Source organism: Pseudomonas sp. NPDC085632 (assembly GCF_044541255.1).
In the GTDB taxonomy this organism is placed as follows: Bacteria; Pseudomonadota; Gammaproteobacteria; order Pseudomonadales; family Pseudomonadaceae; genus Aquipseudomonas.
In genome coordinates this window covers 62726-77146 of record NZ_JBITSX010000018.1, presented here as the reverse complement: position 1 = coordinate 77146, position 14421 = coordinate 62726, and the positions used below count along the sequence as shown (strand labels likewise).

Below are 14421 nucleotides of genomic sequence, written 5' to 3'. Positions count from 1 at the left end.
GGCTGACCGGCTGCGTGGGAAAGGCGCTTCGTGGGCGAAGGCGCGGTATTATGCCTGCTTTGTCCGCTGGCATGAAAAGTCTGCCCGTCGGAACGGCCTGTTTAGAGGAATATAGATGTCGCCCTGGCTGACGGTAGTGGGAATCGGTGAAGACGGCTTCAAGGGCCTGGGCAAAAACGCCCGGCGTGCCCTGCTGGGCGCCTCGCGGATCGTCGGTGGCCAGCGTCAACTGGATTTGCTGCCGGTGTGCATTCGCGGTGAGCGGCAGTTGTGGCCAAGCCCGTTTTCCCTCGCCCCCGTGCTCGAACAGCGTGGCGAAGCGGTCTGCGTGCTGGCCAGTGGTGACCCGATGTTCTTTGGCGTCGGCGCCAGCCTTGCCCGTCAGGTACCGAGCGAGGAGATGCTGATTCTGCCGGCGCCGTCGTCCTGTTCACTGGCCGCCGCCCGCCTCGGCTGGGCGTTGCAGGAGGTGGTGACGCTGTCGCTGGTGGCCCGACCGCTGGCGGCGCTCAATGCGCAATTGTTCAGTGGCGTGCGGCTGTTGTTGCTGAGCAACGACGGCCAGAGTCCGGCGGCTGTTGCGCAATTGCTCAGCGAACGCGGCTTCGGTTCGAGTCGCATGAGCGTTTTCGAGCATCTGGGCGGTGACGCCGAGCGGCGCATCGACAGCAGCGCCGACGCTTGGGACAACGCTCCGATAGCCGACCTCAATGTGATCGCCATAGAATGCCTGGCCGATTTACAGGCCCCACGCCTTTCACGTCTCGCCGGATTACCGGACTCGGCATTTCAGCATGACGGCCAACTGACCAAGCGCGACGTACGCGCCATCACCCTCGCCCGTCTCGCCCCGACACCCGGCGAACTGCTCTGGGATGTCGGCGCCGGCAGTGGTTCCATCGGCATCGAGTGGATGCGCGCGCATCCGAGCTGCCGCGCCTTGGCCATTGAAGCCGACGAAGGTCGCCAGCAACTGATCGAACATAACCGTGATGCGCTGGGTGTGCCCGGTCTGCAACTGATTCGCGGCAAGGCACCGCAGGCACTCGCGGGACTGGAGCGTCCGGACGCGATTTTCATCGGTGGCGGCGTGACCCGTGAGGGCGTGTTCGCAACCTGCTGGGAACGCCTCAAACCCGGCGGCCGTCTGGTCGCCAACGCCGTGACCCTGCAAAGCGAAGTGGCCCTGATGAACTGGCGCGAACGTTACGGCGGCGAACTGACGCGCATCCACGTCGCCCAGGCGCAGCCGCTCGGCGAGTTCGATACCTGGCGGCAGGCGCTGCCGATCACCCTGCTCGATCTGGTCAAACCCCTCGATGCGTGACGAAACCGCCGAACAACCCACGCCCCTGCGCAGTGGCCTGACCACCGGCAGTTGCGCCACCGCCACCAGCCTGGCCGCCGCACGCCTGTTGCTCGGCGGGCTGTCGGCCGATGCGGTGCAGATTGTCTTGCCGAAGGGCAAACAGGTGCAGATGCGTCTGGAGTTCTGTCGATTGACAGATGATGGCGCCGAGGCCGGGACGATCAAGGATGCCGGCGACGATCCCGACGTGACGCATGGCGCGTTGTTGTACTCGCGAATCCGGCTGATGGCCGAACCGGGGATTCGTTTCAATGCCGGTGCCGGCGTGGGCACCGTAACCCGGCCGGGTCTGGTGCTCGGCGTTGGTGAGCCGGCAATCAACCCGGTACCGCGCAAAATGATCAGCGATCACCTGACATTGCTCGCAGCGGAAACCGGTTATGCCGGCGGCTTCGATGTCACGGTCAACGTCGAGGGCGGCGAAGCGCTGGCGCTGAAAACCATGAACCCACGGCTGGGCATTCTTGGTGGGCTGTCGATCCTCGGCACCAGCGGCATCGTCCGGCCGTTCTCTTGCGCGGCCTACATTGCCTCGATCCATCAAGGCATCGACGTGGCGAAAACCAACGGTTATCTGCACATCGCTGCCTGCACCGGCAACGCCAGTGAAGACACCATGCGCCGGGTCTACAACCTGCCGGAAATCGCCCTGATCGAAATGGGCGACTTCGTCGGCGCGGTGCTCAAGCATCTGCGCAAAGTGCCTGTGGATAAACTCAGCCTGTGCGGCGGCTTCGGCAAGATCAGCAAACTGGCGGCCGGGCACATGGACTTGCACTCGCGGCATTCGAGTATCGACCTTCCGCAACTGGCTGAGTGGGCCGCAGCGATTGGCGCCGATGAGGCGTTGCAGCAAGGCATTCGTGAAGCCAATACCAGCCAGCAGGCATTGGCCATGGCCAGTGCGGCGGGTATCGCCCTCGGTGATGAAGTCTGCCGCCATGCGTTGAATTTCGCCCGCAGCGTGGTGCCGGCGCAGGTGCAGGTCGAGGTGTTTGCGATTGATCGTCAGGGCGGCATTGTCGGGCAGGCCGGAGGTTTTGCATGAAACGGATATTGCTGCTCGGCGGCGTGACGGAAGCGCTGGCAATCGCCCGCACGCTGGGGCCACAACATATCTACAGCCTCGCCGGCGTTGGCCGGGTGCCGACCGATCTGCGCTGTCAGGTGCGCGTCGGCGGCTATGGCGGCGCCGAAGGACTGGCGCAGTTCATCCGAGACGAAAGCATCGATCTGCTCCTCGACGCTACGCATCCCTATGCCGCACAGATCAGCCAGAACGTCGTGAGCGCCGCACAACTGACCGGCATCCCTTGCTGGGCATTACGCCGTCCGGCGTGGCAGCCGCAGCCCGGAGATGACTGGCGCGAAGTCAGCGACTGGGCCGAGTTGATCGCTGCCCTCAAACCGTTTCGCCGACCGCTGTTCACCCTCGGCCGCGAACCGCTGCAACACCTCGACGAAATCCCCTCCGAGCAGTTCTGGACCCTGCGCGCCCTCGACGTTTATCCCGGCAACGAACGCTGCGAAGTCATTGGCGCGCGTGGGCCGTTTCTGCTGGAGGATGAGCGTGCGCTCTTCGAACGGCGGCAGATCGATGTGCTGATCAGCAAGAACAGCGGCAGCACCGCGACCGAGCCGAAGCTGGAAGTGGCCCGCGAGCGTCGGGTGCCGGTGATTGTGTTGAAGCGTCCGAAGTTGCCGGGGGCTGATCGGGAGTTTCGATCAGCGTCTGAAGTCCTTGAAGCCCTGACGACGTCAGACTTTTCCTGACTTCGAGTTTATTTGCGAATTTACCTGCAATTTTTGAGGACGCAGCCGACTGTTTTTCACTACATCCTCACCCCAATACTTCGGTTCCTTTAATCCCGACAAGCAGACAGCCAAGAAAAGCGGCTTGCCAGCTTGTATCCCAAGGAATACGATCCCGACATGATCGCTTTTGAACGATCCCGCATATTTTCCGAATGGCTCGACTCCTTGAAAGACATCAAAGGGAAAGGCCGAATCATCTCCAGAATTAAAACAGCCGAAAATGGCAACTTCGGTGATTGCGGGTTCGTCGGTGACACTGTTTATGAAATGCGTGTTCATTACGGCCCTGGTTACAGGATGTACTTCACACGCAAAGGCGAAGTGATTTATCTGCTGCTGATCGGGGGCGACAAATCGACACAAAAAAGAGATATCAAACGCGCCGTGCAGATGGCTCATAAAATCGGAAATGAGGAGTAAATCATGACCGAAGAATTCGCTCGTTTTGACGCCGCCGAGTACCTCAAAACTCCCGAGGACATGGCGGCATATCTAGATGCCTGTTTTGACGATGATGAAGGCGACGGCGTCCTTATCCGTGCAGCGCTCAATGACATCGCCCGGGCTCAAGGCATGACACAAGTGGCGCGGGATGCAGGCTTGGGCCGCGAAAGTCTTTATAAAGCGCTGAGTAGCACTGGCAATCCCGAATTCGCAACTATCATGAAAGTCATGAAGGCTCTGGGTTTGCGATTGCATGCCGTAACACTGTGAACGCGCTGCGACACCAAACCGCACGACGCTTTTTTACTTATCGGCCCTGATCAGGCTAAATAGCCCGCGCCTGATCGCCCACCCAATGGATCTGTCCCATGAACCGACAACGGCTAGCATTTGCCTGGATCGCCTGCTTTGCAGTGCTGTTCAACATGCTCGCCATGCCGATGACCGGGGCGATGGCGCAGGCGGCCAGTTCACCGGCCGAGCAATTGCTCTGGAGCAGTTTCTGCACCGGCAGCGGGACGAAGATGGTGGCGATCAACATCGGCACCACCGATCAAAAAGCCCCGACCAACGACACTCATTCGAACATGCAGCATTGCTGGTGTTGCTCAGGCTCGGCGCCGTTGGTGGCGCTGCCGGGGCATTCGCCGCAGCTGTATTTCGCCCGCTATGAAAGCAATCGCAGTGTGGCGCCCGCCTCGCTGCAAACCCCGGCACCGCGCCAGCAATGGCCGAGTCTCAATCCCCGCGCCTCCCCTCTGGTTTGATTTGTTCGCGCAATTGACCTGCGTTTCAAATCGTTCTGGAGAACTGCCATGTTGAACAAACTCATCGTTGTCGCTGCGCTGTTGTTGCCGGCGTGCTTTGCCCATGCCCACGAATACAAGGCTGGCGAACTTGAGATCGCCCATCCGTGGTCGCAAGAGCTGCCGCCGAATGCACCGACGGTCGCCGCCTATTTCATCATTCACAACGCCGGCAAGACGGACGACCGCCTGCTCAGCGTCGACTCGCCGATTGCCCCCGAAGCGCAATTGCACGAACACGTGATGCAGGGCGATCTGATGAAGATGCAGCAAGTGCCGAGCGTGGAAATTCCCGCTGGCGGCAACGTGACCTTTGCGCCGATGGCCTGGCACGTGATGCTGCTCAACCCGACCGATCGCAGCCTGCTCAGCGATGGCAAGCGCTTCCCGCTGACGCTGCATTTCGAGAAGGCCGGTGACGTCACCGTCGAAGTCTCGGTGCAGAAGAAGCCGCCGGAAACCACGCAGGCCCACGCGCACGCTCAGTAAGCTTTGCGGCAGACTCCGCCCATGCGCCCGTTGAGCGCCAGGCCCTCCCGGCAACGCCGTCAGACTCAACACCTGACCCGCGGCAGCTGGATCGCCCTGTTCGCCATGTTCGCCATGTTGATGATCTTCATCGGCCCACTGATTTCTCAGTCGATGCCGATGGATCAACACGCCTCGACCTCCATGCCGATGAGTATGGACATGTCGATGGACATGCCGGGCATGGATCACTCCGGGCATGAGGCGAAATCGAATGCCGAACACTGCCCACCGCAATCCTCGCACCACGTGCTGTGGGAAAAGTGCGGCTATTGCAGCCTGTTGTTCAATTGTCCGGCGCTGACCGGCGGTGGCGACTTCGTCGCTTTCAACATCCCGCCGCTGAACACCTTCACCCCGCCCTATCCACGCCTGGGTCATGCCCGGCAGACATTCTTCCCCGGCGCCCGCACCCGCGCCCCGCCCGTCGCAACGTAAACACGCACCTTTGATTGCACACGGTTGAGAAGACAGCTTCAGGCTGCCGGCCGTGTCGTTTACGACTGTTTGATGGAAATTTCCATGTCCAGGTTTTCTGCTGTTCCACGCTCGGGCGCAAGCCCAGTGTCCTTCGCTTTGAACGAATCGCGGATTCGTTTCAGGCACGCTACCGCCGTCCTTTGCGGCGTACTGCTGTCCCCGCTGGTGCTGGCTGATGATCACGCCGGCCACAACGAAGAACTCAGTCCGACGGTAATCACTGCGATTGCGCCGAGTTCACCGCTGACCATCGTCACCAATCCAAAAGACCCGCGCCAACCGGTGCCGGCCAGTGACGGCGGCGATTACCTGAAGACCATTCCCGGCTTCGCCCTCGTGCGCAATGGCGGCACCAACGGCGATCCGGTGCTGCGCGGCATGTTCGGCTCACGCCTGAACATCCTCACCAATGGCAGCGTGATGCTCGGTGCCTGCCCGGGTCGGATGGATGCGCCAACCTCGTACATCTCGCCGGAAACCTACGACAAACTCACCGTGATCAAAGGTCCGCAAACCGTGCTTTGGGGCCCGGGCGCGTCGGCGGGTACGGTGCTGTTTGATCGTGAACCGGAGAACTTTGGCGAACTCGGCACACGGGTAAATGCGAGCATTCTGGCCGGCTCTCACGGACGCTTCGACAAGGTCGTCGATGCCGCTGCCGGCGGCCCGTTGGGCTACGTGCGCGTGATTGGCAACACCGCGCATTCCGACGATTACCGCGACGGCAACAACGACATCGTCGCCTCGCGCTACGACAAGTGGAACGGCGACGTCGCCGTCGGCTGGACGCCGGACGCCGACACCTTGATCGAACTCACCGCCGGCAAGGGCGATGGCGAAGCGCGCTACGCCGGACGCGGCATGGACGGCTCACAGTTCCTGCGTGAGAGCCTCGGTCTGCGCTTCGAAAAATCCAACATCACCGACGTGCTGGAGAAACTCGAAGCGCAGGTCTACTACAACTACGCCGACCACGTGATGGACAACTACACCCTGCGCACGCCGTCCGGCACCGGCATGATGGCAGGTCCCATGGCATCCAATGTCGACCGCCGCACCCTCGGCGCACGGATCAAAGCGACGTGGCGCTGGGCTGATATCCAGTTGATCACCGGCCTCGACGCGCAGACCAATGAACACCGCCAGCGCAGCGGCATGGGCATCGATACCTACAAGGATCAGCCGTACACCAAGGACGCTGATTTCCATAACTACGGCGTGTTCAGCGAAATGACCTGGTACGCCGCCGACCGCGATCGGCTGATCACCGGCGCCCGCGTCGACCGCGCCTCGGCCAAGGATTATCGGCAAACCAGCGGCTCAGGAATGATGTCCCACCCGAACCCGACCGCCGACGACACCCGCGCCGACACCCTGCCCAGCGGGTTCATCCGCTACGAGCATGATCTCGCCGACAGTCCGACCACGCTCTATGCGGGCCTCGGTCATGCACAGCGCTTTCCGGATTACTGGGAGCTGTTTTCGCCCAAATCCGGCCCGGCAGGATCGGTCAACGCGTTCGATTCGATCAAACCGGAAAAAACCACGCAGCTGGATTTCGGCGTGAACTACAAGAGCACCGAACTCGAAGCCTGGGCATCGGGCTACGTCGGTGTGGTCCGCGACTACATCCTCTTCGACTACACGCCCGGAATGATGGGCATGAGCACCTCGCGCGCCGAGAACATCGACGCGCGGATCATGGGCGGTGAGCTCGGTGCCGCCTACAGACTCACCGACCACTGGAAAGCCGATGCGACCCTGGCCTACGCCTGGGGCAAGAACAGCAGTGACGGCAAGGCTCTGCCGCAAATGCCGCCACTGGATGCACGCTTCGGTCTGACCTATACCGAAGACAACTGGAGCGCCGGCGCACTGTGGAGGGTGGTTGCCGCGCAAAACCGTATCGACCAGAACAAGGGCAACGTGGTCGGCAAGGATTACGACAAGAGTTCGGGCTTCGGCGTCTTCTCACTCAACGGTGCCTATCGGATCAACAAGCACTGGAAGGTCAGCAGCGGCGTCGACAACCTGTTCGGCAAGGCTTACGCCGAACACCTGAACCTGGCGGGCAACGCCGGATTCGGCTACCCGGCCAACGACCCGCAAGCGATCAATGAGCCGGGGCGCACGCTCTGGACCAAGGTCGACATGAGTTTCTAACAAGAAAAGTCAAAAGATCGCAGCCCGCAGGTACCCCTGTAGGAGCTGCCGAAGGCTGCGATCTCTTGATCTAAAAAAACGCCCAGCGGAGCACACGTGATGAAACAGCCCAAACCGAACTTCTACAACCTGGCCTGGCGTTGGCATTTTTACGCCGGCCTGTTCGTTGCCCCCTTCATGGTGATGCTGGCCCTGACCGGCATCATTTACCTGTTCAAACCGCAGCTCGATTCACTGATGTACAGCAGCCTGCTCAACGTCCCCGCCGGCCATCACACCGTCTCGGCCGATGACCTGCTGCAACGAGTAAAAAGCGCCTATCCACGGGGCCAGGTCACCCAATACCTGCCGCCGGTCAACGCCGAACGCAGCGCGCAGTTTGTCGTCAAGAACGCAGGCCACGAACTCAACGTATTCATCGATCCGTACCACGGCGACATCCTTGGCGAACAGGATGCCAAGCAAAATCTGCAAGCCATCGCCCGGGCGATTCATGGCGAATTGATGATCGGCACCGTTGGTGATCGGCTCATCGAAATGGCCGCCGGTTGGGGCGTGGTGCTGGTGGTGTCCGGCCTGTTCCTGTGGTGGCCGCGCGGTCAGGCTGCGGGCATTTTGTGGCCGCGCCTGAACAGTCGCGGTCGCGTGTTGTGGCGTGATCTGCACGCGGTCACCGGGTTCTGGGGCGCGACCCTGTTGCTGGTGATGCTGCTCAGCGGCATGACCTGGACCGGTTTTTGGGGCAAGCAGTACGCGCAAGTGTGGAACGTGTTTCCGGCCGCGATGTGGGACAACGTACCGACCTCCGACGTCGAGGCCCGCAGCCTCAACAGCGCCACGCGTCAGACCGTGCCCTGGGCGATGGAAAATACGCCGATGCCAATGTCCGGCGATCACGCCGAACACATGGCTCACGGCGCCACCAACGCCGGCCCCGCAGCACCCGCCATCAGCCTGCAAGACGTGCAGAACATCGCCACCCAGCGCAAGGTCGAACCCGGTTACAGCATCACCCTGCCGACCACCGCTACCGGCGTGTTCACCATCGCCGTGTTCGCCGATGACCCGCGCAACGATGCCACTCTGCATGTCGATCAGTACACCGGCAAAGTCCTCGCCGACGTGCGTTTCGAGCAGTACGGCACGGTCGCCCGCGCCACTGAGATCGGCGTGATGCTCCACGAGGGCAAGATGTTCGGCACCTTCAACCAGATCGTCGTGTTACTGATCTGCCTGATGATTCTGCTCAGCGCCGTCAGCGGCGTGGTGATCTGGTGGAAGCGTCGGCCACAAGGAAAATTCGGCGTACCGCCGCTGCGCCATGACCTGCCGAAATGGAAAACCGGCGTGGTGATCATGCTGGCGCTGGCGGTGGTGTTTCCGCTGGTAGGCGCTTCGCTGGTGGTGGTGTGGTTGCTGGATCGATTGCTGCTGGCGCGACTGGGTGGACAAACCGAATCGGCCTCGACCTGATACCGCCCCGCTCTTCTTCAAAACCAATCCCGTGTGGGCCGCCCCCCCACGGGATTTTTTTGCGCCCCAATCTGGCGCGGCGGCCTGCACCAATGCGCCATAGGCGTTCCTTCGTGGTGCATGCGCTACACAACCAACCGCTCTAACACGACATTTTCTTGCCAAAACCCGACCGGGCACAGCCCTTGCAAAACACCCTTCAGTCGTCCGCATCTGCCAACCAAAAAAACTTCAAATGTTCATGGAGATCGCACAATGAAGCGTCGCAGTTTGATCAAGGCTTTCACACTCTCGGCATCGATTGCCGCGATGGGCATGACCTGGACTGTCCAGGCCGCCGAGACCATCAAGGTCGGGATTCTGCATTCGTTGTCCGGCACCATGGCGATCTCCGAAACGTCGCTCAAAGACATGGCGCTGATGACCATCGACGAGATCAACGCCAAGGGCGGCGTCAACGGCAAGATGCTCGAGCCGGTGGTGGTCGACCCGGCATCCAACTGGCCGCTGTTCGCCGAAAAGGGTCGGCAGTTGCTGACTCAGGACAAGGTCGCCGTGGTGTTTGGCTGCTGGACTTCGGTGTCGCGTAAATCGGTGTTGCCGGTGTTCGAAGAACTCAACGGTCTGCTGTTCTACCCGGTGCAGTACGAAGGCGAAGAGATGTCGCCGAACGTCTTCTACACTGGCGCCGCGCCGAACCAGCAAGCGATCCCGGCGGTTGAATACCTGATGAGTGAAGAAGGCGGCAGCGCCAAGCGCTACTTCCTGCTCGGTACCGACTACGTCTACCCGCGCACCACCAACAAGATTCTGCGTTCGTTCCTGCATTCCAAAGGCGTGGCCGACAAGGACATCGAAGAGGTCTACACGCCGTTTGGTCACAGCGACTATCAGACCATCGTCGCCAACATCAAAAAGTTCTCGGCGGGTGGCAAGACTGCGGTCATTTCGACGGTCAACGGCGACTCCAACGTGCCGTTCTACAAAGAGCTGGCTAACCAGGGTTTGAAAGCCACCGACGTACCGGTTGTAGCGTTCTCGGTCGGCGAAGAAGAACTGCGCGGCATCGACACCAAACCGCTGGTGGGCAACCTCGCGGCATGGAACTACTTCGAGTCGGTAGAGAATCCGCAGAACAAAAAATTCGTCGCTGACTGGAAAGCCTACGCGAAGAAACACAACCTGCCGGGCGCCGATAAAGCCGTGACCAACGACCCGATGGAAGCCACTTACGTCGGCATCCATATGTGGGCGCAAGCGGTTGAGAAAGCCAAATCCACTGACGTCGACAAAGTCCGCGAAGCCCTCGCCGGCCAGACCTTTGCCGCACCGTCGGGTTATACGCTGACCATGGACAAGACCAACCACCACCTGCACAAACCGGTGATGATCGGCGAGATTCAGGCCGATGGTCAGTTCAACGTGGTGTGGCAGACCGAGGGGCCAATCCGCGCGCAACCGTGGAGCCCGTTCATTCAAGGCAACGACAAGAAGCCGGATTATGCGGTGAAGAGCAACTGAGTCGAATTCAGTTTATGAGGCGGGCTTGAGATTTCCCCCTCACCCCAGCCCTCTCCCTCAGGGAGAGGGCTGGGGTGAGGGAGCAGATCTTCATGCTCTTCAAAGCCTGAGTTCGGCTCGAATTCGCAGGTCGCAGCACATCGCCCAAACACCTCGGTCAGTTCCCTCAATTTCAAGAGGGAGAGGGGGGGAAGGGAGCTGATCTTCATGCTTTTCAGAACATGAGTTCGGCTCGAATTCGCAGGTTGCAAAACATCGTCCAGACACCTCGGTCAGTCCCCTCTCCCTCCGGGAGAGGGTTAGGGTGAGGGGGCGGTTGAACAGGACACCACTAATGCCCACTGCCATACACCGCTTTCTCATAGCCATCGCACTCTTGCTGCCGATGCTCGCCCACGCCGGCGACGCCGAAGACTTCGTCGCGGCCAATCCCGTGCAACAAGCCAAACTCCTCGAAACATGGGCTGCGCAGCCCGACCCGGTCCGTATCGAATTGCTCAACGCCCTGCAACAAGGCGAATTGACCATCGACGGCCAGTCAAAAACCCTGCGCCTGAACAATCGCCTGCGGGGTCTGATCGACACCGCTCTGGCCAGCCACCAATTGCTCGCCGCCGACGCCAAAATCCGTCTGACTGCCGCGCAGCAATTGCAGAAAAGCGCGAAACCCGCGCAGCTGAAATTCCTCGACCAGCAACTGGCTGGTGAAAAAGACGAAAGCGTCCACGCCGCTCTGAGCCTGGCGCTGGCCAATCTGCAACTGGTCGATAGCGATCCGGCGGTGCGCCTCGCCGCCGTACGCCTGCTCGGCGAAACCGGCGACCCACTGGCACGCACACGCCTTGAAGGTTTGCTCGAACCCGGCGTCGAAAGTGATCCCGGCGTGCGCACTGCCGCCGAAACCAGCCTCGCCCAGGTCAAACGCAAACTGCTGATCGGCGAGATCCTCGGTCAGGCCTTCAGCGGCATGTCCCTCGGTTCGATTCTGTTGCTCGCGGCGCTCGGTCTGGCGATCACCTTCGGCCTGCTCGGCGTGATCAACATGGCCCACGGCGAGATGCTCATGCTCGGCGCCTACTCGACGTATGTGGTGCAGTTGATGTTCCAGCGCTACGCACCGCAGGCCATCGAGTTCTATCCGCTGATCGCGCTGCCGGTGGCGTTTTTTGTCACGGCGGCAATCGGCATGGCCCTGGAGCGCACGGTGATTCGGCATCTCTACGGCCGCCCACTGGAAACCCTGCTCGCGACCTGGGGAATCAGCCTGATGCTGATTCAGCTGGTGCGGCTGTTGTTCGGCGCGCAGAACGTTGAGGTCGCCAACCCGGCGTGGCTGTCCGGCGGCATTCAAGTGCTGCCGAATCTAGTGTTGCCGTACAACCGCATCGTCATCATCGCTTTCGCCTTGTTTGTGGTGGTGCTGACCTGGCTGCTGCTGAACAAAACCCGCCTCGGTCTCAACGTCCGCGCCGTCACGCAGAACCGCAACATGGCGGCCTGCTGCGGCGTGCCGACCGGGCGCGTCGACATGCTCGCCTTCGGCCTCGGCTCGGGCATTGCCGGCCTCGGCGGCGTCGCGCTGAGCCAGATCGGCAACGTCGGCCCGGACCTTGGCCAGAGCTACATCATCGATTCGTTCCTGGTGGTGGTGCTCGGCGGCGTCGGCCAGTTGGCCGGTAGCGTGCTCGCGGCATTCGGCCTGGGCATTGCCAACAAGATTCTCGAACCGCAGATCGGTGCGGTGCTCGGCAAGATCCTGATCCTCGCGCTGATCATTCTGTTTATCCAGAAACGTCCGCAAGGCCTCTTCGCACTGAAAGGACGGGTGATCGACTGATGAACCAGCCTCTGTTAGTCACGGCCACACAAAAGGCCGGGCCGAAAGTCACGATGGCCGTCGGCGCGGTGATCCTTGCCGTGCTGATCGCCCTGCCGCTGCTGTCGTTGTTGCCGGCGGACAGTGCACTGTCGGTCTCGGCGTACACGCTGACGCTGGTCGGCAAAATCCTCTGCTATGCCATCGTCGCCCTGGCGCTGGATCTGGTCTGGGGTTACGCCGGTCTGCTGTCGCTGGGCCACGGTCTGTTCTTCGCGCTCGGCGGTTATGCGATGGGCATGTACCTGATGCGTCAGGCTGCCGGCGATGGTCTGCCGGCGTTCATGACCTTCCTGTCGTGGAGCGAATTGCCGTGGTACTGGACCGGCACCAGCAGCTTCATCTGGGCGATGTGTCTGGTGGTGTTGGCCCCGGGTTTGCTGGCGCTGGTGTTCGGTTTCTTCGCCTTTCGTTCGCGGATCAAAGGCGTGTATTTCTCGATCATGACTCAAGCCCTGACCTTCGCTGGCATGCTCCTGTTTTTCCGCAACGAAACCGGGTTTGGCGGCAACAACGGCTTCACCAATTTCCGCACGATTCTCGGTTTCGGCATCACTGAGCCGGGCACGCGCGCGGTGTTGTTTCTGGCCACGGTGTTGTTGCTGGTAGCGAGCCTGTTCATCGGTTGGCGTTTGGCGCAGAGCAAGTTCGGCCGCGTGCTGACGGCGTTGCGCGATGCGGAAAACCGCTTGATGTTCTGCGGCTACGACCCGCGCGGTTTCAAGTTGTTCGTGTGGGTATTGAGTGCGGTGTTGTGTGGTCTGGCCGGGGCGTTGTATGTGCCGCAAGTGGGCATCATCAACCCGAGCGAAATGTCGCCGACCAACTCGATTGAAGCCGCAGTGTGGGTGGCCCTCGGCGGGCGCGGCACCTTGATCGGTCCGTTGCTCGGTGCCGGCGTGGTCAACGGCATGAAAAGCTGGTTCACCGTGGCGTTCCCCGAATACTGGCTGTTCTTCCTCGGCGCGCTGTTCATCGTGGTGACGTTGTACCTGCCCAAAGGCGTGATCGGTCTGCTGAAGAAACGAGGTGAACAATGAGAGTCACGGCGAGCGCTGAATTCATGCTGGAACCGGCCTTTTTTCCCGTCGAACCGAACAAGGACGCCGGCACCAGCCGCGACTCGATCGGCCTCGGCCAACGCGTCGGCCCGGGCCTCGACACGCGTCACGGCACGATCCTGACCCTGGAAGACATCAGCGTCAGCTTCGATGGCTTTCGTGCGCTGAACAATCTCAACCTGTACATCGGCGTCGGTGAATTGCGCTGCATCATCGGCCCCAACGGCGCCGGCAAAACCACGCTGATGGACGTGATCACCGGCAAGACCCGACCGAGCCACGGCAAGGCGTGGTTCGGCGAAACGCTGGACCTGACGCAGATGAGCGAAGTGCAAATCGCTCAGGCGGGCATCGGCCGCAAGTTTCAGAAACCGACGGTGTTTGAGGCTCTGAACGTGTTTGAAAACCTTGAACTGGCGCAGAAAACCGACAAGTCGGTGTGGGCCAGTTTGCGTGCGCGCTTGAGTGGCGAACAGAAAGACCGGATCAGCGAAGTGCTGGAGACCATCCGCCTGACCACTTCGGTCAATCGCCAGGCGGGGTTGCTCTCTCACGGGCAAAAACAGTTTCTCGAGATCGGCATGTTGCTGATGCAGGACCCGCAATTGCTCCTGCTCGATGAGCCGGTGGCGGGCATGACCGATGCGGAAACCGAGTTCACGGCTGAACTGTTCAAGTCGCTGGCGGGTAAGCATTCGCTGATGGTGGTGGAACATGACATGGGCTTTGTCGGCTCGATTGCCGACCATGTCACCGTGTTGCATCAGGGCAGTGTTCTGGCGGAAGGCTCACTTGAACAAGTGCAGGAAAACGAGCGCGTGATCGAGGTCTACCTCGGCCGCTGAAGACTCAGATCGTTCCCACGCTCCGCGTGGGAATGCCGCC

At 61.0% G+C, this 14421-nt stretch carries 14 protein-coding genes; all 14 read left to right on the top strand.

What is annotated here, in order from left to right:
• Positions 1 to 115 precede the first annotated feature (115 nt).
• Positions 116 to 1327 (top strand): precorrin-6y C5,15-methyltransferase (decarboxylating) subunit CbiE, encoded by a 1212-nt coding sequence (cbiE, locus tag ACIF4X_RS14375; RefSeq protein ID WP_397482647.1) that lies wholly within the window; start codon positions 116 to 118, stop codon positions 1325 to 1327.
• Complete coding sequence (locus ACIF4X_RS14370) at positions 1320 to 2417, top strand: cobalt-precorrin-5B (C(1))-methyltransferase (protein WP_397482646.1); 1098 nt, start codon at positions 1320 to 1322, stop codon at positions 2415 to 2417. Before cbiE ends, ACIF4X_RS14370 begins: the two co-directional genes overlap by 8 nt.
• A complete protein-coding gene (locus ACIF4X_RS14365; RefSeq protein ID WP_397482645.1) occupies positions 2414 to 3142 on the top strand; it encodes a cobalt-precorrin-6A reductase in 729 nt (242 codons plus the stop codon). The genes ACIF4X_RS14370 and ACIF4X_RS14365 overlap by 4 nt, the downstream gene beginning before the upstream one ends.
• Positions 3143 to 3301: 159 nt before the next feature.
• Positions 3302 to 3604, top strand: coding sequence for a type II toxin-antitoxin system RelE/ParE family toxin (locus tag ACIF4X_RS14360; RefSeq protein ID WP_397482644.1), 303 nt, complete (start codon positions 3302 to 3304; stop codon positions 3602 to 3604).
• Positions 3605 to 3607: 3 nt separating this feature from the next.
• Positions 3608 to 3898, top strand: a complete 291-nt coding sequence (locus ACIF4X_RS14355; RefSeq protein WP_007914567.1) for an addiction module antidote protein — start codon at positions 3608 to 3610, stop codon at positions 3896 to 3898.
• Between the two features lie 98 nt (positions 3899 to 3996).
• Positions 3997 to 4395 carry a DUF2946 domain-containing protein gene (locus tag ACIF4X_RS14350; RefSeq protein WP_397482643.1) on the top strand — a complete coding sequence of 133 codons (399 nt, stop codon included), beginning with the start codon at positions 3997 to 3999 and terminating at the stop codon, positions 4393 to 4395.
• Positions 4396 to 4443: 48 nt separating this feature from the next.
• Entirely contained in the window at positions 4444 to 4923 is a 480-nt protein-coding gene (locus ACIF4X_RS14345; RefSeq protein WP_150647819.1) for a copper chaperone PCu(A)C, read from the top strand.
• A gap of 21 nt (positions 4924 to 4944) precedes the next feature.
• Positions 4945 to 5400 (top strand): DUF2946 domain-containing protein, encoded by a 456-nt coding sequence (locus ACIF4X_RS14340; protein WP_397482642.1) that lies wholly within the window; start codon positions 4945 to 4947, stop codon positions 5398 to 5400.
• A gap of 84 nt (positions 5401 to 5484) precedes the next feature.
• Positions 5485 to 7605, top strand: a complete 2121-nt coding sequence (locus ACIF4X_RS14335; RefSeq protein ID WP_397482641.1) for a TonB-dependent copper receptor — start codon at positions 5485 to 5487, stop codon at positions 7603 to 7605.
• Positions 7606 to 7704: 99 nt separating this feature from the next.
• On the top strand, positions 7705 to 9078 hold the full coding sequence (locus tag ACIF4X_RS14330) for a PepSY-associated TM helix domain-containing protein (protein WP_397482640.1): 1374 nt from the start codon (positions 7705 to 7707) through the stop codon (positions 9076 to 9078).
• 255 nt (positions 9079 to 9333) lie between these two features.
• Positions 9334 to 10599 (top strand): urea ABC transporter substrate-binding protein, encoded by a 1266-nt coding sequence (urtA, locus tag ACIF4X_RS14325; RefSeq protein ID WP_397482639.1) that lies wholly within the window; start codon positions 9334 to 9336, stop codon positions 10597 to 10599.
• 334 nt (positions 10600 to 10933) lie between these two features.
• Positions 10934 to 12436: an urea ABC transporter permease subunit UrtB gene (gene urtB, locus ACIF4X_RS14320; RefSeq protein ID WP_397482638.1), complete on the top strand. Its 1503-nt coding sequence runs from the start codon at positions 10934 to 10936 to the stop codon at positions 12434 to 12436.
• A complete protein-coding gene (urtC, locus tag ACIF4X_RS14315) occupies positions 12436 to 13515 on the top strand; it encodes an urea ABC transporter permease subunit UrtC (RefSeq protein ID WP_397482637.1) in 1080 nt (359 codons plus the stop codon). Before urtB ends, urtC begins: the two co-directional genes overlap by 1 nt.
• Positions 13512 to 14381: an urea ABC transporter ATP-binding protein UrtD gene (urtD, locus tag ACIF4X_RS14310; RefSeq protein WP_397482636.1), complete on the top strand. Its 870-nt coding sequence runs from the start codon at positions 13512 to 13514 to the stop codon at positions 14379 to 14381. Before urtC ends, urtD begins: the two co-directional genes overlap by 4 nt.
• The last annotated feature ends 40 nt before the right edge of the window (positions 14382 to 14421 follow it).

Bases quoted from the DNA above. Each gene is read 5' to 3' on its own strand.
- ACIF4X_RS14360 (WP_397482644.1), top strand. From the start codon at position 3,302: ATGATCGCTTTTGAACGATCCCGCATATTTTCCGAATGGCTCGACTCC.
- urtD (WP_397482636.1), top strand. From the start codon at position 13,512: ATGAGAGTCACGGCGAGCGCTGAATTCATGCTGGAACCGGCCTTTTTT.
- ACIF4X_RS14355 (WP_007914567.1), top strand. From the start codon at position 3,608: ATGACCGAAGAATTCGCTCGTTTTGACGCCGCCGAGTACCTCAAAACT.
- ACIF4X_RS14365 (WP_397482645.1), top strand. From the start codon at position 2,414: ATGAAACGGATATTGCTGCTCGGCGGCGTGACGGAAGCGCTGGCAATC.
- urtC (WP_397482637.1), top strand. From the start codon at position 12,436: ATGAACCAGCCTCTGTTAGTCACGGCCACACAAAAGGCCGGGCCGAAA.
- ACIF4X_RS14340 (WP_397482642.1), top strand. From the start codon at position 4,945: ATGCGCCCGTTGAGCGCCAGGCCCTCCCGGCAACGCCGTCAGACTCAA.
- ACIF4X_RS14330 (WP_397482640.1), top strand. From the start codon at position 7,705: ATGAAACAGCCCAAACCGAACTTCTACAACCTGGCCTGGCGTTGGCAT.
- cbiE (WP_397482647.1), top strand. From the start codon at position 116: ATGTCGCCCTGGCTGACGGTAGTGGGAATCGGTGAAGACGGCTTCAAG.
- ACIF4X_RS14335 (WP_397482641.1), top strand. From the start codon at position 5,485: ATGTCCAGGTTTTCTGCTGTTCCACGCTCGGGCGCAAGCCCAGTGTCC.
- ACIF4X_RS14370 (WP_397482646.1), top strand. From the start codon at position 1,320: ATGCGTGACGAAACCGCCGAACAACCCACGCCCCTGCGCAGTGGCCTG.
- urtA (WP_397482639.1), top strand. From the start codon at position 9,334: ATGAAGCGTCGCAGTTTGATCAAGGCTTTCACACTCTCGGCATCGATT.
- ACIF4X_RS14350 (WP_397482643.1), top strand. From the start codon at position 3,997: ATGAACCGACAACGGCTAGCATTTGCCTGGATCGCCTGCTTTGCAGTG.
- urtB (WP_397482638.1), top strand. From the start codon at position 10,934: ATGCCCACTGCCATACACCGCTTTCTCATAGCCATCGCACTCTTGCTG.
- ACIF4X_RS14345 (WP_150647819.1), top strand. From the start codon at position 4,444: ATGTTGAACAAACTCATCGTTGTCGCTGCGCTGTTGTTGCCGGCGTGC.